Origin of the sequence: Flavobacterium sp. PS2 (assembly GCF_046250155.1) — a bacterium.
Taxonomy (GTDB): domain Bacteria; phylum Bacteroidota; class Bacteroidia; order Flavobacteriales; family Flavobacteriaceae; genus Flavobacterium.
The window spans coordinates 3356683-3381637 of record NZ_CP176426.1 but is presented as its reverse complement, the minus strand read 5'-3'; the positions used below and the strand labels follow the sequence as shown (position 1 = coordinate 3381637).

At 32.9% G+C, this 24955-nt stretch carries 28 protein-coding genes and 2 tRNA genes; 22 read left to right on the top strand and 8 right to left on the bottom strand.

Translation table 11 applies throughout. The annotated features are described in order from the left end of the window. Window positions 1-23 precede the first annotated feature (23 nt). The 8 genes from ACJ6WR_RS14750 (at window position 24) to ACJ6WR_RS14715 (ending at window position 6146) form a co-directional block, all read left to right on the top strand. Window positions 24-704, top strand: coding sequence for a GNAT family N-acetyltransferase (locus ACJ6WR_RS14750; RefSeq protein WP_409415632.1), 681 nt, complete (start codon window positions 24-26; stop codon window positions 702-704). 12 nt (window positions 705-716) lie between these two features. Next, window positions 717-1202: a DinB family protein gene (locus tag ACJ6WR_RS14745; protein ID WP_409415631.1), complete on the top strand. Its 486-nt coding sequence runs from the start codon at window positions 717-719 to the stop codon at window positions 1200-1202. Between the two features lie 11 nt (window positions 1203-1213). Next, window positions 1214-2095, top strand: coding sequence for an alpha/beta hydrolase (locus ACJ6WR_RS14740; protein WP_409415630.1), 882 nt, complete (start codon window positions 1214-1216; stop codon window positions 2093-2095). A gap of 44 nt (window positions 2096-2139) precedes the next feature. Continuing rightward, entirely contained in the window at window positions 2140-2502 is a 363-nt protein-coding gene (locus ACJ6WR_RS14735) for a hypothetical protein (RefSeq protein WP_409415629.1), read from the top strand. Window positions 2503-2582: 80 nt separating this feature from the next. Continuing rightward, window positions 2583-3539: a hypothetical protein gene (locus tag ACJ6WR_RS14730; protein ID WP_409415628.1), complete on the top strand. Its 957-nt coding sequence runs from the start codon at window positions 2583-2585 to the stop codon at window positions 3537-3539. Between the two features lie 47 nt (window positions 3540-3586). Further along, entirely contained in the window at window positions 3587-4228 is a 642-nt protein-coding gene (locus ACJ6WR_RS14725; RefSeq protein ID WP_409415627.1) for a DUF6891 domain-containing protein, read from the top strand. 108 nt (window positions 4229-4336) lie between these two features. Next, window positions 4337-5521, top strand: coding sequence for an IS4 family transposase (locus ACJ6WR_RS14720; protein ID WP_409415626.1), 1185 nt, complete (start codon window positions 4337-4339; stop codon window positions 5519-5521). A gap of 412 nt (window positions 5522-5933) precedes the next feature. Next, a complete protein-coding gene (locus ACJ6WR_RS14715) occupies window positions 5934-6146 on the top strand; it encodes a hypothetical protein (protein WP_039112341.1) in 213 nt (70 codons plus the stop codon). Window positions 6147-6384: 238 nt separating this feature from the next. On the opposite strand, the gene ACJ6WR_RS14710 is transcribed toward ACJ6WR_RS14715, so the two are convergent. Continuing rightward, a complete protein-coding gene (locus ACJ6WR_RS14710) occupies window positions 6385-6837 on the bottom strand; it encodes a DUF4442 domain-containing protein (RefSeq protein ID WP_039112342.1) in 453 nt (150 codons plus the stop codon). A gap of 231 nt (window positions 6838-7068) precedes the next feature. On the opposite strand from ACJ6WR_RS14710, the gene ACJ6WR_RS14705 reads away from it, so the two are divergent. From ACJ6WR_RS14705 to ACJ6WR_RS14685, 5 genes are all read left to right on the top strand, one after another. Next, window positions 7069-7548: a DUF4870 domain-containing protein gene (locus ACJ6WR_RS14705; RefSeq protein ID WP_240474690.1), complete on the top strand. Its 480-nt coding sequence runs from the start codon at window positions 7069-7071 to the stop codon at window positions 7546-7548. Between the two features lie 189 nt (window positions 7549-7737). After that, the gene (locus ACJ6WR_RS14700; protein WP_039112343.1) at window positions 7738-8070 is read left to right on the top strand and encodes a PadR family transcriptional regulator; all 333 of its coding nucleotides are present in this window, start codon (window positions 7738-7740) and stop codon (window positions 8068-8070) included. A gap of 2 nt (window positions 8071-8072) precedes the next feature. Further along, complete coding sequence (locus tag ACJ6WR_RS14695; protein ID WP_409415625.1) at window positions 8073-9803, top strand: PspC domain-containing protein; 1731 nt, start codon at window positions 8073-8075, stop codon at window positions 9801-9803. A gap of 2 nt (window positions 9804-9805) precedes the next feature. After that, window positions 9806-10546, top strand: coding sequence for a head GIN domain-containing protein (locus ACJ6WR_RS14690; RefSeq protein ID WP_039118081.1), 741 nt, complete (start codon window positions 9806-9808; stop codon window positions 10544-10546). Between the two features lie 80 nt (window positions 10547-10626). Next, window positions 10627-11460 carry a GIN domain-containing protein gene (locus tag ACJ6WR_RS14685; protein WP_039118082.1) on the top strand — a complete coding sequence of 278 codons (834 nt, stop codon included), beginning with the start codon at window positions 10627-10629 and terminating at the stop codon, window positions 11458-11460. A 151-nt stretch (window positions 11461-11611) separates the two neighbouring features. Here ACJ6WR_RS14685 and trxB read toward each other — a convergent pair whose 3' ends face one another. After that, on the bottom strand, window positions 11612-12559 hold the full coding sequence (gene trxB / locus ACJ6WR_RS14680; RefSeq protein ID WP_039112347.1) for a thioredoxin-disulfide reductase: 948 nt from the start codon (window positions 12557-12559) through the stop codon (window positions 11612-11614). Between the two features lie 150 nt (window positions 12560-12709). Here trxB and ACJ6WR_RS14675 point away from each other — a divergent pair. Then, window positions 12710-12784, top strand: a tRNA-Pro gene (locus ACJ6WR_RS14675). Window positions 12785-12893: 109 nt separating this feature from the next. Here ACJ6WR_RS14675 and ACJ6WR_RS14670 read toward each other — a convergent pair. Next, window positions 12894-13847 carry an ISL3 family transposase gene (locus tag ACJ6WR_RS14670; RefSeq protein ID WP_409417930.1) on the bottom strand — a complete coding sequence of 318 codons (954 nt, stop codon included), beginning with the start codon at window positions 13845-13847 and terminating at the stop codon, window positions 12894-12896. Window positions 13848-13869: 22 nt separating this feature from the next. Continuing rightward, window positions 13870-14217: a transposase gene (locus ACJ6WR_RS14665; RefSeq protein WP_409415476.1), complete on the bottom strand. Its 348-nt coding sequence runs from the start codon at window positions 14215-14217 to the stop codon at window positions 13870-13872. 271 nt (window positions 14218-14488) lie between these two features. On the opposite strand from ACJ6WR_RS14665, the gene ACJ6WR_RS14660 reads away from it, so the two are divergent. Together ACJ6WR_RS14660 and ACJ6WR_RS14655 are read left to right on the top strand one after the other, a co-directional pair. Then, on the top strand, window positions 14489-15733 hold the full coding sequence (locus ACJ6WR_RS14660) for a site-specific integrase (protein ID WP_409415624.1): 1245 nt from the start codon (window positions 14489-14491) through the stop codon (window positions 15731-15733). Window positions 15734-15953: 220 nt separating this feature from the next. Beyond that, complete coding sequence (locus ACJ6WR_RS14655) at window positions 15954-16232, top strand: helix-turn-helix domain-containing protein (RefSeq protein WP_059114417.1); 279 nt, start codon at window positions 15954-15956, stop codon at window positions 16230-16232. Window positions 16233-16333: 101 nt separating this feature from the next. Here ACJ6WR_RS14655 and ACJ6WR_RS14650 read toward each other — a convergent pair whose 3' ends face one another. Next, a complete protein-coding gene (locus ACJ6WR_RS14650) occupies window positions 16334-16549 on the bottom strand; it encodes a hypothetical protein (RefSeq protein WP_323489699.1) in 216 nt (71 codons plus the stop codon). 387 nt (window positions 16550-16936) lie between these two features. Then, a complete protein-coding gene (gene mobA / locus ACJ6WR_RS14645; RefSeq protein ID WP_323489700.1) occupies window positions 16937-17374 on the bottom strand; it encodes a conjugal transfer protein MobA in 438 nt (145 codons plus the stop codon). A gap of 222 nt (window positions 17375-17596) precedes the next feature. Here mobA and ACJ6WR_RS14640 point away from each other — a divergent pair, with 222 nt between their 5' ends. The 4 genes from ACJ6WR_RS14640 (at window position 17597) to ACJ6WR_RS14625 (ending at window position 19520) form a co-directional block, all read left to right on the top strand. Continuing rightward, window positions 17597-18286: a nucleotidyl transferase AbiEii/AbiGii toxin family protein gene (locus ACJ6WR_RS14640; protein WP_323489701.1), complete on the top strand. Its 690-nt coding sequence runs from the start codon at window positions 17597-17599 to the stop codon at window positions 18284-18286. A gap of 48 nt (window positions 18287-18334) precedes the next feature. Further along, window positions 18335-18646 carry a DUF6922 domain-containing protein gene (locus tag ACJ6WR_RS14635; RefSeq protein ID WP_323489702.1) on the top strand — a complete coding sequence of 104 codons (312 nt, stop codon included), beginning with the start codon at window positions 18335-18337 and terminating at the stop codon, window positions 18644-18646. Window positions 18647-18722: 76 nt separating this feature from the next. Further along, the gene (locus ACJ6WR_RS14630) at window positions 18723-19169 is read left to right on the top strand and encodes a hypothetical protein (protein WP_323489703.1); all 447 of its coding nucleotides are present in this window, start codon (window positions 18723-18725) and stop codon (window positions 19167-19169) included. A 108-nt stretch (window positions 19170-19277) separates the two neighbouring features. Next, window positions 19278-19520: a DUF6922 domain-containing protein gene (locus tag ACJ6WR_RS14625; RefSeq protein WP_409415623.1), complete on the top strand. Its 243-nt coding sequence runs from the start codon at window positions 19278-19280 to the stop codon at window positions 19518-19520. A gap of 898 nt (window positions 19521-20418) precedes the next feature. On the opposite strand, the gene ACJ6WR_RS14620 is transcribed toward ACJ6WR_RS14625, so the two are convergent. Together ACJ6WR_RS14620 and ACJ6WR_RS14615 are read right to left on the bottom strand one after the other, a co-directional pair. Beyond that, window positions 20419-20691 (bottom strand): hypothetical protein, encoded by a 273-nt coding sequence (locus ACJ6WR_RS14620; RefSeq protein ID WP_323489705.1) that lies wholly within the window; start codon window positions 20689-20691, stop codon window positions 20419-20421. 11 nt (window positions 20692-20702) lie between these two features. Next, window positions 20703-20852 (bottom strand): hypothetical protein, encoded by a 150-nt coding sequence (locus tag ACJ6WR_RS14615; RefSeq protein WP_323489706.1) that lies wholly within the window; start codon window positions 20850-20852, stop codon window positions 20703-20705. Window positions 20853-21065: 213 nt separating this feature from the next. Here ACJ6WR_RS14615 and ACJ6WR_RS14610 point away from each other — a divergent pair, with 213 nt between their 5' ends. Together ACJ6WR_RS14610 and ACJ6WR_RS14605 are read left to right on the top strand one after the other, a co-directional pair. Continuing rightward, a complete protein-coding gene (locus ACJ6WR_RS14610; RefSeq protein ID WP_409415622.1) occupies window positions 21066-23483 on the top strand; it encodes a T9SS type A sorting domain-containing protein in 2418 nt (805 codons plus the stop codon). Between the two features lie 1061 nt (window positions 23484-24544). Then, window positions 24545-24617: transfer RNA gene (locus ACJ6WR_RS14605), tRNA-Met, on the top strand. Window positions 24618-24955: the final 338 nt, after the last annotated feature.

Sequence of the window (24955 nt, the reverse complement as noted above, 5' to 3'; positions counted from 1 at the left end):
GTAATTCTGGCAATATCAAACATATGAATACCGATTACACAAAATTAGACAATCCCGCTTGGTATTCTTTATCTGAAACGCACCAGGAATTTTCAATAAATTACAATAACATCAAATTTTACAATCCTGATTATTGCCCTTTTGGAGGATTTATAATCCTTGAAAACATTTCAAAATCTATTGATGAATATTCGAAATTAACAAATGGCTTTTTTATAGTTGGTGAGAAACCTCAACTTTCAAATCAACTAAAATTGAATAACGAATTGGTTTGTTTGCAAATGATTATTCATGACCGAATAGATGTTGAAATAAAAGAAAACATCGTTGCTCTTACAACTAGCGAACACATTGACGCTTTATTTGAACTGGTTAGTTTGGTTCAACCTGGTTATTTTAAAAGAAAAACTGCTTTACTAGGCAATTATTTCGGAATATTTAAAGACGATAAACTTATTGCAGTTACAGGCGAACGTATGAAAATGGATGATTTCACTGAGGTAAGCGCTATCGTTACGCATCCCGAATATACTGGTCAAGGATATGCTAAGCAACTAATTACCCATGCTGTAAACAATATTTTTAACCAAAATAAAACACCATATTTACACGTAGTCGAAAGTAATATTGGTGCTATAAAACTATATGAAAAATTAGGATTCTCAACCAGACGTAAAATGAGCCTTTGGCATATTTCAAAATAAATAATTTATAATATGACAAAAACTTATAGACAAGGAGCTAGTGGCGCATTACTAGATGAATATGAACGGACAATCATAGATTTGCAAAATACAATTTCGGACATTTCAGATGCTGAACTTATAACTATTGTAGACAACCAAACAACAGACGATAGCTGTAAATCAATCCAGACCATTTTATCTCACGTTGTTTGTTCAGGTTATGCTTATGCAATTTACATTCGAAGATTTAAAGGGGAGTCAATAGATTTTCGAGATGAAATATTTCATACTTCTATACATGATTATACCAATCATTTAAATGATTCCTTTGTTTTTATGGAGGATTCCTTTAAAAACATAAACGACAATCAGCTTGAAGAATCAGATAACGCTAAAAAACTAAAAACTTCTTGGGGGCAAATTTACGATATCGAACAAATCATGGAACATGCCATTGTGCACGTCTTGAGACATCGCCGCCAAATCGAAAAATATAAAATAATCGTACGCCAATAATCCACCCTTTCATGAAAAAAATATTCTACCTCTTTACCTTCCTTATAGTATCAAGTCAGAATTTTGCTCAAACTAAAAACAAACAAGATACAGACGAAAGTCAGCCGATAGTTCTTGGAATTACAGATAAATTAAAATCGGCAGAGCTTGGCGAGACAAGAACAATAAACATATACTTACCTGAAGGATACGATAAAAAAGACAACACAAAATATCCTGTTATATACATTCTGGATGGTGGTGTCGAAGAAGATTTTATTCATATTACAGGAATCGTACGATTTAATACCCAATCATGGATTGCCAGATTTCCTAAATCTATTGTTGTAGGGATAGAGAATACAAACCGAAGACGCGATTTTACATTTGCCGTTCCCAATTTGGACTTTGTTGAAAAAATGGGATTCAAGAAAAAAAGCTTCCCTCAATATGGTGGTTCTGATAAATACATCGCTTTTCTAGAAAAAGAACTCCAACCTTATATCGATAAAAAGTTCAATACAAGTAATCACAAAACTATTATCGGAGAGTCATTGGCAGGACTTCTGGCAACCGAAATTTTATTAAAACACCGAAATTTATTTGACAACTATATAATCATCGCTCCAAGTTTATGGTGGGGAGATCAATCATTATTAGCAGAAGCTCCTAAATTGCTTAAAGCAAAAGATAACAAACCTGTACTAGTATATATTGCTGCTTGCAATAAAGAAGAAGATAAAACAATGTATGATGATGCCGTTTCATTAAGCGAAATGCTAAAGCAAAATGACGAAAAGAATACTAAAGTGTATTATGACTATATCCAAAACGAAATTCACTCGACAGTAATTCATCAAGGTGTTTACAATGCTTTTAAAGCTTTTTATCCTAAAACTATTTACGAGAAATAAAATCAAAGAGATATTAATTGCACAGAATACACTAACAACCTTATATGAATATTAATAAAAAAAGGACTCTAAGTAAGAAGAATATCTTTCTTATTATTCTGCTTGCGTTTCTTACTGTTTTATTCTTCACACCAATTTTAGGAAACATATTCTCTCTTATTATCGAGAAAGAATACTTTATTCCTAAACAATCTTCTATTTTCACTTTTAATGAAACTGTGCATAATGATGGTTCTAGTGACGTGTGGAGATATGGAGAAGATTCTAATAATTATTACTTAAACTTAAGTGATACTAATAATAATGTGCTTGTTTTCCCAAAAGCCAATATCAGTAACTGCCCAGGATTTAATCCTGAAGATGTAACTACTTGGTGTGGATTGAAAGGGCCAAAGACTGAGCTTTAATATTAGCTCCATAACACATAGACTATTTACAAGAAATAAAACTAATTAATCCAATCCTACAATTAATCCTAAAGACCTAAATGAAACATATTACTCTTTTCTTTTTATTATTTCTAAGCTCAAATGTATTTTCACAATCAACCGAAGACTTATTAAAATTTAGCTATGAAATGTACAAAGACTATAAAAAACCTAGTCTCGAAAAAGTAAAATCAGTTACATATAATCCTGACATAACTTTCATTAAATCAAAATACAGTAAAGATAACTTGATTAGTTATATCGATTTTTTTATTACAAACGCAAAAATCGCATTAGAACAAAAAGATAAAAACCATCTCAATGTTTTATTAAATTCTGATTTCCCAACCTATTATCAGGAAGAATTGTTTGGCATCGTTAGCTTAAAGAGCACCAATAGTGAACTAAAAGACTCCAAAAACAAAGAAATTAAAATGGGAAATTCCAATGCTAATAGCATGGGAGGAAAAATAAAAGAAAATTCTAATTCTGAATTTGAATATAGAAGTATCGAAAACCAAACTGTTGCTTTTACTAATAATGTAAATCTAAAAGGTACTATTACTTATGAGTTATCAATTCTTACTGATTATTCTACTCAGAAATTAACGAAACAAGATACTGGAAAAACTATCGTTTTAAACCATCTAAAATATGAAGTCGTAGAAATAATTGGCAACAAGGTTATTCTAAAAAAACTTTATGATTTTAAATATGATGGAAATATTAAAATACTATTATTTGACAAAAATAAAAACCTAATAGTATCTGATGATGGAAACAGAGCTCAAAACTCACTTCTTTGGACAGGAAAGATAGATAGTACTTATTATAATTTTATATCAAAAAACCCAAATGCTACTTTTGATGAATTTAAGAAACATATCAAACTTGAAAATATGATGTCCAAAAATCCAGAATACATTATAATTACAGCAGTTTCAAACTTAGATAATGAATTTGTTATTTACGAGCCTGAATATAATGCCTCTAAAGAATTTAAAGTAAAATTATAATTTACTCCATCATAAAATAAATTATCCCAAACTATAAATTAAAAATCATGACCGAAGATCAAGAATACATATACGATTCATTAGTGAACCAAATAAAAATGGGATTTTTTCCTGTTGATGAGATTAAAGAAATGACTTGGGAACAAGTTGAAGATGAAGAGATGGAAGATGACGTCTCAGAAAAATGGGTTAATACAACTATTGATGCCGAATTTAAAAAACATCTAGAAGCGAGTAAAACGTGGAAATCACCAACTGATACCGAAAGACTTGTAAAAGCTTTTAATGAGTTGAGTCAATCAAATATCATTGCGCTACATAATGCTGGTTATACCACCAGCGAAGGCGAATATGAAGTTGTTGAGGTAGAAATAGAATTAAGAAAACAACAAGTACAATCGGATGGATATTGTTTTTATCACGGGCAGGATCTAGAAAGAGCTATTGACCCTGATAGTAGAAACTTGATGATTGCTTTTCAGAAAATAGATAATTCGGATGATACGGTTACAATAGAAGTGGGCAAAAAAGTAGCCGAAAAACTAAAAGATAATGGCTTCGAAATAATTTGGGACGGAACTGCTCTAACCAAAATAGAGATTCCAAATTTTGATTGGCAGAAAGTTTATAATGACTCTGAAGAGGATTTGTTGAATCATAATAGGGTATTGCAGTTTATGGTAAAATAATTCTATGAGAGACTCCACAATCTTTGTCAAAGTTTTGAACCAAGGCTGTAAGGAACTTTAGTAAAAAATATTATTTTTATTTTCGTATATCTTTAAACATATCATGAAATGCAAATCAGAACAGATGTGAGAGAAATATTAAGTTATATCTCAGATGATCAACTTGATTTTTTTGCTCGAGAAACTATGGTTGATTGGAATGCTAAAAAATTAAAAGGTAAGGAATTATTTAAACTTTGTGTTTTTGGAGTTCTAAATGAAAATAGAGCTAGCTCTAGAGTATTTGAGAATTTTTATGAAAATCATTTCTTTTGTAAATATGCTCAAATTCCTAAAGATAAAAGTGTTAGTCACAGTAGTATTGCTGAGAGAATAGGAAAAATAAACGTTGCGTATTTTGAGAAATTATATCAGCATACTGTTACTATCTTTGAGGATAAACTTAATGAAAAAGATAAAGCTAAATTAAGTTTATATGACTCAACAATTACAAGTTTATCAGCTTCTTTACTGAGTTTTGGAATGCAAAATGGACAAAAGAACAAAAAAGGCGAACAAGGAAAAAATAGTATAAAATTCACGATTGGCTTTAGTGAGCTGCCTTTTAATGTCAAGTTTCACAAAGATCAAAAAATGATTAGTGAGGATTTGGCTTTGGGAAATATTCTAGAAGAACACATAGCCAATAAAAAAGATATTGCAGTTTTTGACAGGGGAATGAAGGATAGAAAGACAATGGTTGAACTCTCTAATGATGATAAGTATTTTGTGACCCGAATTTATAAATCATCTAAATATGAAGTAGATAAAGGTAGTAAAGTAACTCTATTAGATTTTGAAAATGAAATCCTTAAACTAACAAGACATAGCAAGGTTTACCTTTATGCTAATCAAAAGAAGACTAAAATAGTTTTTAGATTAGTTGAGGGGATATTAAAATCTGATGGAGAAAAAATATTGTTTTTAAGCAATTTACCTGAAGATGAATTTACAGCAATTCAAATAGCTGAAATTTACAAAAGACGTTGGGATATTGAGCGTTTCTTTAGATTTATAAAACAAGAATTGAATTTTAAACACTATTTTTCAAGACAGTGGAATGGAATTCAAGTAATGATTTACATTATTTTAATTGCATCAATATTGCTTTTGAGTTACATAAAACTAAATCAATTAAAAGGATATAAAATCCCCAAAATGTCATTTTGTAATCAATTGCAAAATGACATTATTCAACAAGTAGTAATACATTGTGGTGGAGATCCTACTAAATTAGAAACATTTAATGCATGAAACCAAGTTCCTTACAGCCTTGGTTTTGAACTTTGACAAAGATATGCGGGTATTGCTATTCCGAAAAATAAAGAATCTTTACTAGTAGCTAGACAAAGATTATGGAGTCTCTTGCGGAGATTGCTTCACCAGTTCGCTATCGCTCATATCTTCGTTCCTCAGAAAGACAAGTTTGTGGTTAGTTTATGTCTAAACCTATATTATGTAGACGCACTGCTGTGCGTCTCTACAGAAAACCTTTGAACCTTTATTCCTCTGAACCTTTTAAACCTTTACTAAGAACCTTAAAAAGATTTTATAAAAACATTAACGTTACTCTTATTCTTACAAAGAGTAAATCATATTATATTTGATTCATATTTTTAGAACTATCTAAAAATGAAATCATCAACATTCAAAAAAACCTAACAAAATGACAAAAGTAATCACTATTCTAACTATTGCCTTATTCTCTATGGGTGTTAGCGCTCAAGAAGCTAAACCAACTGCTAAAAAAGAAACTTGTTCGAAAACAATGAGCAAAGCTGATATCGAAAAATGTAAAGCTAAATGCAAAGCTGAAGGAAAAAAATGTGATAAAGATATGGCTGGTAAAGATGCCAAAAAATGTTGCGCTAAGAAATAATACTTCTTTGTATCCCATAAAAAATGCCTCAATTACTTGAGGCATTTTTTTTTAAATTTATGTGCTTAGTACGCGGATGAAACGGATTCGCTATCGCGAAAACGCAGATGAAAACAGATTTTCTTTCACAAACTTTAAATCTGTTTGATGATTCTTTTAAAAGATCCGTTTCATCTGCGTTCCTTTCCCTTCCTTTCCTTATATAGACAATTGTAACTCTTTATCTATGGCTAAATCGTTATTTTACACGTACGCTCCACTCAAAATCCATTTCGGATACTTGAATTCCTTTTTCATCGGTTCCTATAGATTTCATCCAGAAGGTTTGCCCCTCTCCTGTTTCGATTGTTCTTTGGATGGCTTCGGCTATTAAATGACCGTCGTTACATACGAATGTAATACGCCCAGTTGCTTTCTTGGTAAAGTTTCCTTTGTTATTTGCCACTAGCATTGAAATCTTGCGTCCGCTTTTTTGGATTTCGGATATTACCAATGCTCCTGTTGTAAGTTCGGCTGCCATGGCTTGTACTGCAAAGTACATAGAATTGAAAGGATTCTGGTTTATCCAACGGTGTTTTACCGTTACAACACATTTATTATCGTTGATTTCTTTTACTCGTACTCCACAAATGAAGGCCGATGGTAATTTGAATAATACAAATTTATTGAGTTTAGAAACTGAAACTGCCATACCGTTTTGATTTTTATGTAAAAATACAAAAAAACTATGCACGCACAATAAATTGCCATTTTTTTCCTAAAACCTCAATAAACACAATACTTAGCACTGGTTTTCAGTATCTTTTTTATAGAAAACAAATTTCAACTTTGTTAAAATTTTGTTAATAATTAGTACTATGCAAAACAAGATACTGTCTTTTAGCTATATATTTGTATAAGAAATTACTATATACTTTTAATCATGGAAACATCAACACCACTAATCATGGAAACATCATCAGAAAGAAACATGGCAACGTTTACTCATTTGAGTACATTAACTCAATATTTTATCCCTTTTGGGAATTACATCTTCCCGATATTATTATGGTCGAGTAAAAAAGACAAGTCAGAATTTGTGAATCATCATGGTAAACAAGCTTTAAATTTTCAGTTAAGCTTATTATTATACACTTTGATTCTTGCATTAATTGCTATTCCAATTTTTGTTTTTGTAATCTTCAAGAACATTCCGATGGATGTAATTATTAATGACAACGATTTTACAATGAATAATTTTAATCTTGGGGACAATATCGGAATCTTAAGTATTGGAGTTTTAGCAATCTTAATTTTTGGAATGCTTAAAGTAGTTGAGTTCTTCTTGGTTATTTATGCTTCGATAAAAGCTTCGAACGGAGAATTATACAAATACCCGCTTACGATTCCTTTTATTAAGTAATTGTAAAAATTAAAAGTTATATACAATATATGAGCCTAGCCCTGATAGAAGCAGCATCCTTTTTCTGGCTCTTTTGCCAGAAAAAGATATAGCGGAGAGCAGGAAAAAGCTTCAAAAAAAAATCATCAATCAATCACCAATCATCGATCAAAAAACGAAACGTCAATCTAAACAAAACAAAATGAAATTATGAACATTGAAAACACAAAAGCACAGATGCGCAAAGGTGTTCTTGAGTTTTGTATCTTATCTGTACTGAAAGAAAAAGATGCTTATACATCGGAAATATTAGACACTTTGAAAAACGCAAAATTACTGGTTGTAGAGGGAACTATTTATCCATTATTAACCAGATTAAAAAACGACGGTTTACTTAATTATCGCTGGGAAGAATCGACTTCTGGACCACCACGAAAATATTATGGATTAACTGAAATAGGTCAGACATTTTTAAACGAACTAAATGGCACCTGGAATGAACTTTCGGATGCTGTAACACTAATCACCAATCAAAAACAATAGTCATGAACAAAACTGTAAATATTAACTTAGGAGGCATGTTCTTTCATATAGATGAAGATGCATACTTGAAACTGACGCGCTATTTTGACGCTATAAAACGTTCTTTAGGTAACTCTTCTGGTAAAGATGAAATCATTAAAGACATTGAAATGCGTGTATCGGAATTATTAACCGAGAAACAAAAAAGTGAAAAACATGTTGTGGGATTAAAAGATGTGGATGAGGTTATTGCAGTAATGGGACAACCTGAGGACTACATTATCGAGGAAGAATCTAATGCATCTCATCAATCATTTAGCAATTCTGGAACTCGTAAATCTAAAAAATTATACCGTGATAAAGAAAAAGGTATGATTGGTGGTGTAGCAACTGGTTTGGGTCACTATTTTGGAATAGATTCTGTTTGGTTAAAAATCATGTTCTTGATATTTGTTTTTGCTGGATTTGGAACTGGAATACTTGCTTATATCGTATTATGGATTGTAACTCCCGAAGCTGTAACAACTTCGGAAAAACTAGAAATGACTGGTGAACCGGTTACGATTTCGAATATCGAAAAAAAGGTACGTGAGGAAATTGAGTCTTTTTCGGATAAATTTAAAAATGCCGATTATGATAAAATGGGAAACCAGGTAAAATCGGGTGCTGAAAGACTAGGAAGTGGTTTTAGTGATTTTATCATGACTGTATTTAAAATCTTTGCTAAGTTTTTAGGGATTATTTTAATCATGTCGGGTATCTCTACCTTAATCTTATTACTTATTGGGGTTTTTACTCTAGGAACTAATCTTTTTGTTGAGTTCCCTTGGCAAAACTTTGTAGATGCTGGAAACTTTACTGATTATCCTATCTGGATGTTTGGTTTATTAATGTTCTTTGCTGTTGGAATTCCGTTCTTTTTCTTGACGCTTTTAGGATTTAAATTATTAGCGCCAAACATGAAATCTATAGGAAACATAGCAAAATACACGCTTCTTGCTGTATGGATTATCGCAATGGCATTGGCAATAAGTATTGGAATAAAACAAGCTACAGAAATTTCATATGACAATAAAACGGTACAAAAACAACCTATAAACATTAAAACTACTGATACCCTTTTTGTAAAGTTTAAATACAATGATTATTTCTCTAAAGATCTTGATCATCACAGAGATTTTGAATTTGTACAGGATTCGGCAAACCATCAATTAATCTATTCAACTAATGTTAACCTGCGAGTATTGCACACTGATGAGAAAACAGCTTACATTCAGATAGAAAAGACTGCAAGAGGAAAATCATACATTGATGCTAAGGAAAGAGCTGAAAAAATAAACTATAAATTTGAAATAAAAGGAAACCAGCTTATACTAGACAATTACCTTCTTACTGATATTAAAAATAAATTTAGAGACCAAGAAGTAAAAATATATTTATACTTACCAGAAGGTCAATTACTAAAACCAGATGCTTCGGTAGAAGATTATGATGAGTCTGATGACAATTTCTTTAATTTGCATTTCAGTTCTGATAATTACATTTATAAAGTAGAAAGTTCTAAAGTTAAATGTTTGAACTGCCCTATCTCTGAAAATGAATTTGATGATGTTGAAAATATTGAAGATATCGATTCAAATGATACTATAAATGAAGTATCGGTTAAAATAAACGGAAAAGAAGTCTTGAACGGAAAGAAAACTTCAGGACACTTAACAACAGACAAAAACGGAGTTATAATTAAAATTAATTAGTCATGATCAAGATAATTATGTGGATTACCAAGTTTATAGTTGTTGCCTTAACAGCTTTGTTATTTGCTTCTTGTAACTACTCGAATAATTTTAAATCGATAGTAGGAAGCGGAAAAGTTATTACTGAAAAAAGAACGGTTCAGGGAGATTTTAGAAATGTATCTGTTAGCAATGCTATAGATCTTGTAATTGAACAATCAGACAAAACTGAAATTACTGTAGAAGCTGATGATAATTTGATAAACGGAATTACCACAAGAGTGGAAGGAAATACTTTGGTTATTAAATCTGACTACAACTCTTTTAAAAATATAAAATCTAAAAGAGTTATCGTAAAAATGCCTTTCATTGATAAGATTAAAGCTTCGAGTGGATCATCTGTAAAAAGTCAGAATGTTTTAAGAGGCGAAGATATTAGTCTGGATGCTTCGAGCTCTGGAAACATGAGTCTAAACATAGAATCGGATGCTATTACTTGCGAAACAAGTAGCGGTAGCTCAATAGTTATTGAGGGAAAAGCATTAAAACTAAATGTGTCTGCATCTAGCGGAAGTGATATTAGTGCAAAAAGATTGCTAGCAAACGAAATTGAAGCACAAGCTTCTAGTGGAGCTACTGTATATGTACACCCAATAGTAAGCTTAAAAGCTGATGCTAGCAGCGGAGGAAATATTAATTACAACTCTGTCCCAAAATCTATAGAAAAAAAATCTAGTTCTGGCGGAAGCATCGATCAGGACTAATACTTAAATAGTACTTAAAATTATATTAATCATCCACCGCAAGTGGATGATTTTTTTATATTTGTAAAAAACAAAATTTAATGAAAAATTACACACTAGCGCTCCTGCTTTTAGTTGTTACTACAGCAACTTTTGCACAAAAAAGAGAAAAGATAAAAGGTTCAAAAACAGTAACTATAGCAACCAAAGAAGTAGGCGAATTTAATAGCCTTGAAGTTAATGACAATCTTGAAGTTTACTTAGAACGTGGAGAAAAAAACGAAATAAAGATTGAAGCCGACGATAATCTTCATGAAATTATTGGCATGGATTTAAACGGACAATTGCTTCGTCTTTACACATCTAAAGATGCTAGTATCTTTAAAAAGCTAATTGTAAGAGTAACTTATACTAAAGATTTAATTAAAGTTATTGCAAAAAATGCGACTGTAGTAAATGCTATTCAGGAAGTTCAGCTTGATGATATCACTTTTAACTCTGTAGATTACTCGAAGTTATTTTTGAATGTAAATTCTAAGAAATTTGCTTTGATAGCTGATGATAAATCGAAAACGGAACTAAATTTAAAATCAGAAAATGGAAGTGTGCAATTAAGTAAAAATGCTGGTTTGAAAGCATTGGTTGTTGCAACAGATTTTAAATGTGATTTATATCAAAAAGCAAATGCAGCTATTGAAGGTTCTGCTACTAATGGAACTTTTAGACTGGATAACAACTCTGTACTAACAGGAAATAAATTTACTGTAAAAAATGCTAATCTTACTGCCGAGAGTTATTCTACTTGTAGCTTACTTGCAGAAACTACCATTACTATTGCAGCTGGAGATAAAGCCGAAGTTCAGCTTTTGGGAACACCTAAAATTGAACTTACCCGTTTTTCTGAGGAAGCAAAACTGATAAAAAGATTGAAATAAATAAATCTGGTCTTAAGTTAATTTGACAATATAAAATAACATAGCATTGTCAGGTTGAGCGGAGTCGAAACCTTATCTATAAGTATAAAAACAAAAAAGTCCCATTCGCCGCGGCGAATGGGACTTTTTTTTATAGATTGTAAAGAACTAATTAGTCTTTTGAAGCCAAATATCTTTCAGCATCTAATGCGGCCATACATCCGGTACCTGCAGCAGTAATTGCCTGACGATATACATGATCAGCAGCATCTCCAGCTACAAAAACACCTGGTACATTTGTTAATGATGTTCCTGGAGTATTAATGATATATCCTGTCTCGTCTAGAGTCAAGAAATCTTTAAAGATATCTGTGTTTGGTTTATGACCAATTGCAACGAAGAATCCTGTTGCTGGAATGTCAAAAATTTCACCAGTAGTTTTATTTTTTGCTTTTACAGCAGTAACTACTTGTTCGTCTCCAACTACCTCTACAGTATCATGGTTCATTAATATCTCGATATTTTCGGTTTTACGAACACGATCTTCCATAATTTTTGAAGCTCTGAATTTTTCACTTCTTACCAACATCGTTACTTTTTTACAAAGTTTAGATAAGTAATGTGCTTCTTCGCAAGCTGAATCTCCTGCTCCTACGATTACAACTTCTTGGTTTCTGTAAAAGAATCCGTCGCAAACAGCACAAGCTGAAACTCCACCACCCATTTTTAAATAATGTTGCTCAGATGGCAATCCAAGGTATTTAGCAGATGCTCCGGTAGAAATAATTACCGTTTCGCAATGTAATTCGATAGTATCGTTGATCCAAACTTTATGGATATCTCCAGAAAAGTCAACTTTGGTAGCCCAACCATCTCTTATATCAGCACCAAAACGTTGTGCTTGGCTTTGTAATTGTATCATCATTTCTGGTCCAGTAACTCCATCAACATAACCAGGGAAATTTTCAACTTCGTTAGTAGTTGTTAATTGTCCTCCAGGTTGCATTCCTTGATATAAAACTGGATTCATATTAGCTCTGGCAGCATAAATAGCCGCAGTATAACCTGCTGGTCCAGAACCTATAATTAGGCATTTAATTTTTTCGATTGTATCTGACATAATTTTAATTTTACTGAGATGCAAATGTAATCTATATTATAAAAATTAGAGCCTTAAATAAATCCTAAATAACTATATAGAAATAAATAAAATTTATTTTCAAAAAATGTTTTGACAACTGAAATAAATGTCTATCTTTGCAGCCGCTTTCGGGGTGTAGCGTAGCTCGGTTATCGCGCCTGCTTTGGGAGCAGGAGGCCGCAGGTTCGAATCCTGCCACCCCGACAAAAGTCTTTTCATTTATTTGAAAAGACTTTTTTGTTTTACAACAAATCCCATACTAAATCCATTATATCGTCCCGAAGGAAAAGGGATCATGTTCAAAAGTTGGGGATTAAGCAAAAAGATTAGATAATCTGAACAAGAAGAAATCAATATTTCTTACACCTCTAAATTGGCTTCTAAATGCTTTTATTTTTGCATTAAAAGATTCGGCAGAAGCATTGGTACTTCTATTATCAAAATAGTTTAAGATTGATTGGTAGTTAAAAGTTATAGTATTGAGCAGAATATTGAAGTTTTTAAAACCTGATTCCTCTACATTTCTATACCAATGTGCTAGTTTGGTCATAGCAATATGTTTATCGTTGTGATTATTGTAAATCCCTCGAAGTTGTTGATTTAAATTATAGGCTGTTTTTATATCTGGATATAGCTCAAAGAGCATTTGAGCTCTTTCTTTTTGACTAGTAGTCCATTTTTCTCGAGATTTATAAAGTAGATATCTGCTTCTGGCTAATAGCTGTTTTACAGAATCTCCGTTTGATAAAAGCTGTGAGATATATGTTTTATTTTCTTTTTTTGCCTGTAATATCAATTGATTTTCAAAATCCATAGCTTCCCATCGATGTTTGATTCTGATTTCTTGTAATGCTTCCAATGCCAATTTTTGAACATGGAACCTATCGGTTACTTGTATGGCTTTTGGAAAGGCTCTCTTTGATATTAATTTCATGGAATTAGCCATATCAAGTGTTATTTCTTTTACACAAGATCTCTTTTTGTAATCAATTTTACAGAGGTGTTCTATGACCTGATCAGCTTTGGTTCCTGCAATAATAGCCACTAAACAGCCTTTTTTGCCTTTGAATTTCTTGTTGATCACAATTGTATAGAGTTCACCCTGAGATAAAGCTACTTCATCAATGGATAAATGAGTACCTATATTTTCGGGGTAAACAATCCACTGGTGCGCATGTTCGCGCGGAGCCCATGTACTAAAAAAGCTTAGATGTTTTTTATATTGTCTTTGAAGTTTTTTTCCATTGACTCCGAAAAAACCTCCAATGGTATGACAGTCGGTAGCGTTATTATCTATTAATTTCTTTTAAAAAAGCCGCAAACTCCTGCGTCATGCGAGTTCCTTTGGCTACTAATGCCCAATCTCTTTTTATAATTTGACTATTGGTTTTATTGGTCCAGCGGCGTCTTTTGATATGTAAATACACAAATTTGCCTCTTAATGGAAAATCCTGAATGGTAATCTCATCTTGAAAACCCTTTGATACTAATTCAAACATATCAAACTCTTGTGGAGGCTTAGCGCTCTCTTCGAAATAAAGGTGTAGTACTTCTTCTGTGTTAGTGCTAGAAATTATTTCAAAGTGTTCTACTAAAAAATCAGGCAGCATAAATTTTAAAAGGTCTATAGGAGTCATCTCAAATTCTTAGATTACAAAGTTCTTATTTTATTTTGACATTCCTCCCCAGGTTTTGTTCTTGATCCGAAAATGGGACCTATTCGGCTACCCCCTTTTCTTTTTTTATCTTTAGGTTCCAAAATTCATTTTAATATTTTGAAAATCAATCAGTTGTACTAAAATTTTAACATTTGGTACTTCTCAAATTATGCAGTTTTTCAAAAGAAAATCCAGCTTTCTTGGGACCCCTTTAATGTGCAATTGATCTGAAACATTAAATTTTTGAGATATGAAAACAGCAGGAATTACATTCGGGGTCCTCTTTTACCTAAAGACCCAAAAAACTACGATGCAAGGTTCGGCTCCTATCTGTGCCCGAGTAACGGTAAATGGAAAACGGACTGAGATTTCAGTCAAGCGTTCCGTTAAGGCTGCTGAATGGGATGAAAGAAAAGGCATGGCTAAGGGAAACCGCAAAGAAATTACTGAACTCAACATTTTTCTTAACCAGTTCAAGGCAAAAATCATAAATACCTATCAGCAGATGCTACTGAATGATGCTGCTATAGACGGCCCTACTATACGCGACCGTGTAATGGGCACGGACAACACAACTCCAACTCTAATGGTTCTGATGGAATATCATAATGAACAGCAGATGCATAAACTTGCTCAGGGAACCATGAAGAATTACCATACCACGCAACGGTACTTAAAAACATTCCTAAGGGAGAAACTCTACAGAAATGATATTGCCCTTTCGCAGCTTAAGTACAAATTTATTCTGGATTTTGAACGCTATCTATTTAATTATGTTCCCAAGGATCACCAAAAGCCACTAAATAACAACGGCATCATGAAGCATATCGAAAGGCTGCGAAAAATGATAAATATGGCTATCAAGCTGGATTGGCTTGTTAAAGATCCTTTTGCCAGCTTCAAAAAACATTTTGACAAAGTAGAACGGCAATCATTGAACGGTAAAGAACTTGCATCGCTGGTAGATAAAGAATTTACAATCGAAAGGCTGAGAAATGTTCGGGATATGTTTCTGTATAGCTGCTACACTGGTCTTTCGTATATTGAACTAGCTGAACTAACCCCAAGCAAGATTATTACAGGTATAGACGGCGGGCTTTGGATATCTACGAGCAGGGCAAAGACAGATACCGGCGTACGTGTACCGCTTCTGCCACAGGCGATAGAATTAATGGAAAAATATATAGATGATCCAAGGGCACTTAATAACGATACAGTTTTTCCCGTAATTTCAAATCAGCGTATGAACGGCTATCTGAAAGAGATAGCTGACCTCTGCGGAATATCAAAAATTCTCACCTTTCATATCGCACGGCATACTTTTGCAACTACTGTTACCCTTAGCAATGGAGTACCTATTGAAAGCGTATCAAAAATGCTCGGGCACACAAGCATCCGTACCACTCAAATCTATGCTAAGGTGGTTGAACAAAAACTCAGCGAGGATATGCACAAACTTAAACAGCGGATGTCTACTCATTTATTAGACGATTGAAAGCTTAGGAACTTTGATAGAGGTAGTCTAAATTAAAGACTGCCTTTCTATTGCTTTAATCTAATTTGATTTGATCATGATTTTTCTTAGCAGAAAAAAAGAGCAAATGCCTGCCAAACAGAACACATTTGTGCTTTCTAATGCTACTATACTTTTATTTTGTTTCGATCTGAAGCCAATACTATTATGGTGATGACATAGTAATGTAAAACTGAGTATTATGAATGTAGATCTTATTACAAGAGATGACCTTGAAAAGTTTAAAAAAGAATTGCTAGAAGAAATCAAGCGATATCAACAATACCCTCGCAAGAAAGGCGAGGAAACCCGCGTATGGCTTAAAAGTTATGAGGTGCGTAAACTTCTAAGTATTTCGGCTGGAACGCTTCAAAATCTTAGAGTAAACGGCACTCTTCCCTACAATAAAATTGGCGGACTTATGTATTACCGCTATGACGATATCCAAAAACTGATGGACGGTGTAAGCAATACTAAGTAAATTGAGATTCTGATTCACATTCTTCCAATAATTTTACAAAATCTTTTCTTATGAACCTTTCGAGCCACTTAATAAATACATTCAATACTCATAATTTTAGTTTAAAAATTATAAACTATTACTGCTAACCGAAACAGGTGTTCAATTATATCTTGTCCCTCCGATTCTGATACTGTTTCAAAACCTTTAAACCTTCTTAATTCTTCAATAGTTAATTTTTCAGCTTTTTGTTTCTGATCGCAAAAATTGTTTTCTTTTTGTTCGAGTCTTATATCCCGACTTTCAGCCTGTTGCTTTACGAAATTTCTACCTCCCATAATTCTTCTTTTATTAATTTATTTATTTGCTATCTTTCACCTTCTGCTGCAAACGGCAAAAGACCATTTTCACGATCTTTACTACTTACACATCATTACTTATTAAAAATGCATGCTTAAAGTCATTTCACTAATAGTTTCGCTGGTACTCTTTATCTTTTAAGATCGTAATCTTTAAAACAAAAAATGCACACTGACACTTTATGATGGTATAAATTAAAGCTGTGGCAGTATATAGCCATTCGTTTGATAAACAGCAATTAATAAAATCTTACGGATGTATCTTATCAATTCTTTATATAGGGTACACTAAAAAATCATGTTTCATACATTGTACATGAATCGACACTAGTATAAATCTACTATTCTTAGAATTTCGCTATCATATCAAGACTCTTTTTTCATATGCTTTTCTTCAAATTCCTCTGTGAGCTGTATTATCTTTTTAGATAAAACAGCTAATTCTATTGTCTGCTTTTCGAGTTTGTACAGATATGCCGAAGCTTTCTTTTCGGAAAATTTTTGATATAAAATCTTGACAACCTGATTATAATTTACCCCGACAGCCCTAAACTGGCTGTAAAAGGAGGTAAGGCGCATATAATAATCCATAGTCGCTTTATCAATTTTAATTGTTTTGATCCCTTTTTGAAAAATACACGCTGTAATAAAGTGTGCCATTACATGCATCCCTGATGTTTCGAAAAGAGTCAGGAAACGTGCGTTTTCTTCTGCAGTAAGACTGATGGAATAGCGGTGGACTGCGGGATCTATTTTGGAAGGTCTGCCCCCTTTATGCGGGTTCTTTTTTTCTTCATTTTTCATGACTTTAATTAATAGTGTTACTAAAAAACCAATATATTTTATAATCAGTAGTGGTAACCTACTGTGGAAGTACTTGGGAGTATTTGGAAGTATTTGTCTTAGCTATTCCAAATACAGTCTTATATCTTTAGGATTGGACATCCTCTGTCAAATAAAGCCGATAGAGGACACTTCAAGAGAGTAGGGCTTTTTCAGAATTAATTTTTCTGAAAATATAAAATTATGCTCTGCAAAGAAACTGTTACTTCGGAAATGTGGGAACTTCTCCAAAGGCTTATGAAAGATGAAAATTTAAAAAACCACATATTAGTTGGCGGTACGGCGCTGGCCTTACGATTAGGACACCGTTTATCGGTAGACATAGATCTTTTTACAACAAAAGATTTTGATCCGCAGGCGATGCTCAAATATTTGCATACCACTTACAACGCAAATAAAGAGATAAGCAGACTCTACAATAACACAGTTCTTACCTTCATCGATAATATAAAAGTCGATATTGTTACACACAATTACCCTCTCCTGAATTCTGTGGAAACAGCAGAAGGAGTCCGCATGATTTCTAATGAAGATATTGGGGCAATGAAACTCCATGCAATCCATCAGAGCGGTACCAGATACAAGGATTTTGTCGACATGTACTTTATGCTTGAGCAAGAACCTCTAAAGTTTTATCTGCAAGCCTATCAGAGAAAATATGATAAAAATCCATACTGGGCTTGCAGAGGCCTGAATACTTATGACAAGATTACCACATTTGACGGTGTAGACATGCTCAAAGAAAAAGAGCAGAACTGGAAAAACATTAAAAAACGTCTGGAACTGGCAGTAAAAAATCCTTTATATAAATTTAAATCAGAAAGCCAGGATTTACCAATTAACCCCAATAAAAAGAGAGGTTTTCGCAGGTAATTCAGCAAAAAATGCTTATATTTGATACTAACCATTATTCAAAAAACAATGGAGAAATTAACTAGAAAAATACCCAATCTTCACCCTAAATTCTTCTGGGATTTTAGATTCGACAGCATTGATTGGGATGGAGGATATAAAATGGTTATTGCCCGTATTGTTGAGCGTGGAGGTCAGGATCAAATTGACGAAATCGTGCGTTTTTATGGTCGTGAAAAAGTAATTAAGGCAGTCCGTGAAGAGATTTCCTTTCTGCCCAACTATGCCATTGAAGATGCCCTTAAATTTTTTCCCGAACTCGAAAAGGAAGAAATGTACTGCTACCTCAACCGCAAGGACAAGCCATACCACTGGATTTAGTTTCAGTGTTAAACCATCGGAAATAAATATTCAAACCCTACCTTTCACTATAATTTATCAGTCTATTCGATTGTCTATGAAAAACAATAATGAACATAAAATTTATACCGGAAATTTCATTTCAACATTTAGCGCAATAATACTTATCCTATTTTTTATTTTCGTCTGCGTATATTTTATAAAAGGCATTTTAGCAGGAAGTGCTGCAGGCTGGGTCGGTTTTCCCATTTTTTTTGTTTTATTTTCAATTTTCACATTACCAATGAATTATTTTATCTTAACGGATAAAAAACTAATATCAAAAAATCCTATTTGGTTTTGGAAAACAAATGAAATAGAGTTTGACTCTATTTCCAGCATATCAATTGTACAGCCTCCTAAATCTGCTATCTCTTTAAAAATAGAAACTTTTGATTCAAAAAAAGTTATACCAGCATGCAGTTTAAGAGATAGCACATGGAAAGAATTGAAAACACATTTGATTAAAAAGAACATTACTTTATATGATAAAGTGGGCGTTTAGGTTAAATATCTTTTTTTAATTGATTTCATATTTTGGCAGTAGTTAAAAAAAATAACAGAGTTCCTAATTTGGTTCCTCTCTTTTTTTTGGGATTTCGATATAGATGCTATGGACTTTGAGAAAGCCTATAAAACTATTATTGCCCGTATCATAGAACATAGAAAACAGGATGAGATAGATAAAATCGTGCATTTTTATGGACATGAAAAAGTTATCAAAACTATTCGTGACGAAATCTATTTCCTTCCCAATTATGCCATTGACCGTGCTATAAGATTCTTTCCCGAACTTAAAAAGGAAGAAATGTACTGCTATCTTAACCGCAAGGACAATCCCTATCACTGGATTTAATCCTGTTCCTTAAATTATTAAACACGAGATTCTTTTTACTTTATATTTTTCCGAAGAAATAAAAAGAAAACGAAGGTATGACGGGCTGTCTTAGTCTGGCAAAAAGACTTCGGCATAATGCCTTGCTCGCATGCTCACAAGTCACCCTTCGGGACTTATTCCGATTCCTTTTGGCCTGCCTACATCCCGTCCTGCGAAATTGCTTTCTTTTTCTTTTTTCGGGTTTTTCTGTTTTCTTTTGAAAATAGTTATGGTTGTACATATCTAAATAGCACTGTATTTACTTATTTATACAGAGAAGTATTTATGTAAAACTATAAAAACATAAAAACGTATGTACACACATACTCCTTTACAGTTTTACAAGTACACTTACTTATAATATTATTTACAGCTTTATATCTGACCATCCCTACAGAAATTCATCTGCGCACAAATACGTATCAGCAGATGCGCATAAATACGTAAATTATACTGTACATATTTATATATTTTGAGTTCGATGAAAAAATTATCATTAAGACCGCTGGAATTTAGGGAAGCAAAATTATATAGACAGGGACTTTCAAAAACAATATCTAATATGACCCTGCCACAACTGATTTTAACCTAAACACAATCATGAAATTAAAAAATACGGACAAAACAATAAAAGGGCATCAAGCCCTTTCAATTAAAAACTATTGATAATAATATTTTCGAGAGAAAATAGCAAGTTGTGTTCTGAGATGCTTGAAATACTTTCCGCATCTCAAAACCACTTGCCCTGCCGGGGGCTGGAAAACGTCTCCAAAGTCGCCGTTTTGTTAAAATTATAGATGGAAACAAGTTAATTTAAAACGTTGTTTTTACTTTCATCTAGATGTATTTGGTAAAGCCTGTCTAGTAGTTCCGCTTCTTACAATGGGACCAGCATTTCAATTATTCTAAGCAGACTTTCTACATATCTTTCCGTATTGATATTACTATCCATACTCACTTCAATTCCGTCCAGAGCAAATTTTGCTGTTTTAAGCAGATCCATTATCATACAAAAGAGGTCTCTATATCCTTCTACATTTATTTCAATATTGTGCAAATCATTTCTGGTTTCTACTGTTGGTTTGAGAAGTACAAAATACTGCTTTGGGTTTTCTATAAACTCATTTAATTTGATTTTATCATTTTCCATAATCTTTTACTTTAAGTTGATATTTTATTATCGCCGGACATGTTATCCGTTTCTTTATTTTTATCAAATTCCCATACATATTTATGCATAGCGTCGAGCGCTTCTCCTTCGGTACAGGGTAGTAACTGTACTGCCATTTCTAAAACACTTATCATATGCATTGTGGGATCTATAATCTGCCCTGAGTTTTGAGTTCCACTGTTATAAAGCGTATGCAGACAAATTTTTAATAAATCCTTTATTGAACCAATAAGGTCAGAATATCTTCCAAAGCTTATATTGGCGTTAAATAGAGAATCCTTGTTATTAACAGGCCTCAAAGTACCTCGCAGTTACTTTATTTTGTAAATTCGAGCATCTTTAAAAATAAGACAATGAAAACTACATTTTATCTTCTAATAAGCTTATTGATTTCAACAAATACTTTTTCTCAAGCAGAACAACTGTCGAATGTAATTGTAGGAACTAAGTTTGACATGGTTTACGAGCCTATCACAGTGCAGGCCGAATATTCAAGATCACAAACAATATATTACCCTGATGAGATGCGTTTTAGAGGTACTATCACTTCACTTAAATATTTTCTAGAATTTTCATCTTCTGCTTTTGAAAACTCCACTATATGGCGTGTAGCAATAGGTTATACCAATAAAACAGAATTTGCTCAAGGTGATCCCAATATCCCAGATAGTGAACTTACCGAAGTTTTTAATGGTAGAATCAGCGGGTCTGGAAATACTGTCATTTTAACATTCGATAAACCTTTTTACTATGATGGTCGACAAAATCTAGTGATCGATGTACAGGAAATCGAACCTGGAAAAACTGCCAGTCAATTGACAACTTTCAAAGGGGTTAAAAACTACAACAAACCACCTACAAGAACCCGAATGACAATGTCTGGTGGAGCAGCTATATATGAAAACGTTTATGCGTGTACCGAATTTGGAGGATCTTTGGAACGATGCGAACCATTCTATGAGGGTACGTTTAGTATCGTCACTGCTACATCTGTATTGGCAAATTGGCCAAGTAATGTTATATCGCCTGCCTTCCGCTATATGATTCAAAAGTTGGGAGATCCTATGCCAACTACCTATAAAGTTGTTAATGGAAAAAATGTGCTGTTGGAAAATCTGCAACCCGCTACTGGCTATACTTTCTACCGCAAAACGGATTGTGACATTACACCTACTAATTATTACTCTCAGCAATTTACTACTGGCCCCTATAATCTTAAGGTTCCTACAACCATAACCTTTGACGGTAGTAATACATTCGACTATTTTCTGACGGCAAGTAAAACTGTCGGAGTTTACATTTCATCAATTGCGGCTTCAAATTCTGAAAACGGCATACTTTTCAGAGGAACAGATGATGTGATAAAGTCCGCGGAATGGAAAACAACTACCAACGATTCTTGGAATGACAATCCGTCGTTCATTTCAAGAGCTTATTTTACCATTGATTTAACCAATTATACTGGAAATCCGATACTTCAATTTGATCTGAGGCAGACAAAAGATTCCAAATTCAGAATCGCGACAATAACGAACTCAGATTACGCACTAATTCCTGGAGTTTATACATCAACTACCGACAATTCTGACGAATTTAAAACCATAACGATTGATTTATCTAAATCAAATGGAACCAAATTTGATTTGATTATGCAACATCTTGGTAGATATACCACCGAAGCTTCTCCGTATAATACTGCCTTTGTAGATAATGTAAAACTAATTGAAATGCCAGTTTGTAATCCTCCGCAAAAGATCATGGTCGCAAGGACAGAAAATAGCATAACACTCAATTGGACTTCTGCTGCCGACGAATGGGAAGTGGCATGGGTCGATCACGATATGACTGCTCCAAACTCTGGTACGGTCACAAAAGACAAGTTTTTTACCATTACAGGACTGACAGTTGCCAAATCCTATGATATATATATTAGAAACAAGTATGAAAACAGTTATTGTGAATGGAAGAAAATAATAGAATCGACTAATCCTACTACAGTAAAAGTACCATATCAACAGCTTTTCACAACCGCTGCAACTAATTATGCTCCAGAATTACAAGATATTTCGAGACAATTTTTGTATTCGAATGCATTAAACTTCTATCAAAAACTACAAGGAAATGGCTCAGCTTGGGTTGGTGGATCAACTACTACAGAACAGCAGGCATGGAATGACAACAAGGCTTTCACATCAGGAATTTCTTTTAAAGTTGATGCGACAAACGTAAGTAGTTTGAAGTTGGCAATCACAATGAAGCAAAAATATTACTATAGCAAAAATACTTCTTGGTTCAGAGTATTGGTAAACAGAGTCCAACAAGGCTCCAGCCGAAACCCAACTACCTCTTATAATGATGCTTATGTAACATTAAACTATGATTTAACAGCATATGCTGGTACAGTTTTAGATGTTACTTTAGAACATTGTGGCAGGTATATGAATAATTACTATAATAATGCGCCAATGGATCTCACAATGGTAAGCAATGTACAGTTTAGTGGTCAGACTTTGGATACTGAGGATTTTAAACAAAAATCTGGCATAAAGGTATTCCCTACGCCATCTGATGGTTTTATCCATTTTAGTCACACCGAACCTATAGATGAAATAACAGTTCTTGACATAAATGGGACAATATTGATGACAGTTAATCCTAAAGATAAAACACAGGAAATTACTTTAAATATTGCTTCTTTAGCAACGGGGATATACATCGCAAAAATAAAAAGTAATGGAACCTATCAACATACGAAAATAGTACGTCAATAATGTGACAGAGACATTTGATAAAGTTGAAATTTGAATAGGAGTACAAAAATAAGCTTCATTTAAGTTTAACTTAGTTGTTTTTTTTAAATATGTTTTTAGAAAATTTGTAACGCCATATTATTATGTTTTTTTGCTACGTTCGGTTCTGAAGATTCAATTTTTTCTTGCCCTGAATCATTCATCTAGAATAAATTAATTGGTAATCTATTATATCTTTAACCTTTGTTCAGGATTTTGATTTTTGTTTTCAACCATGACGAAACTTGATTCAAAATATTTTGTGATTTTTTAATATATAACAAATCAATGCAAATTAAATAGATTATAAATCGGAATTATTTCATTCTATTTGAAAAATTATCAATGTTGCATCTAAGTTCTTTTGTCCTTGGTCTCACTACCAAAAGATATCAAATTAAACATCTGTCTTAATCTTGAACTTGCTCGATTTCCATAGGTTTTTTCGATTTCAATGGTAGATAAATTTGTCGTGATGTATTGACAGAACGGTTGCTGATGAATTCTTCATATGGGTGATTAGAATTTCAGCCATTGCATTGCAATCGTTACCGAAATGTTTTATTTGTGCTGTACAGCGAAGATGCTAATCTCTTGAATAGCCGTTATTACCAATATGACGTGAAATTCGGTTACCCTAGATTTGATTTTTTTTGAGGTAACCGAATTTAACACCTTTGATTTAGGATTGTATGATTAATTTGAAAAAGTATCAAAACAAAAAAGCCTGTAAATAATACGATTTACAGGCTTTTGATACAATTTTAATTTCATTTTTTGGAGTCGCAGAGAGTAAAATCGAACACCTTATACCAATTTTAGCTTTTCTTGACAGCTTGAAATTATGATTCAATTTGTTAAATTTAAAATTAAAAAGTGAAATGAATAAAGTCTCAAATTTAAAATAAAGCATCCGTAGGGTTTTATTATTCTACTTAAAATACAACATATTAGCTTACTTTTCTAAAAAAATAATTGCTAAAATGGTTCGATTCCTCTTCCCTCTACTAAGGGTAGCCTTATGTAGATTACAAAACGCACATCGCGGGATAGAGCAGTAGGCAGCTCCTCGGGCTCATAACCCGAAGGTCACAGGTTCGAGTCCCGTTCCCGCTACAAGTAAAAATTAAAAGCCGAGAAATGTAGATTTCTCGGCTTTTTTTATGGTTCGAAAAATCTTGTTTTAATTTCTTAAAATTTTAAACTCCTGTATTTTCAAGAGAATTTGGTTCGAGTCCCGTTAAGTTTAACTGAACAAATTCTAATTGAAAGTTTGTCTTCGATACACCTATAATATCTAATCTATTATACTTGGTTTTGTCTTAGAGCAAATAGTTCGAAAAAAAAAACATTCCTTCCCAACCTTTTTCGATTTTAAAGCATCTATAATTATAAAGGGAAATTAACTTATCAAAATACTTTTTTTTATTGTTAATTTGATGAGTTAAGTTTTC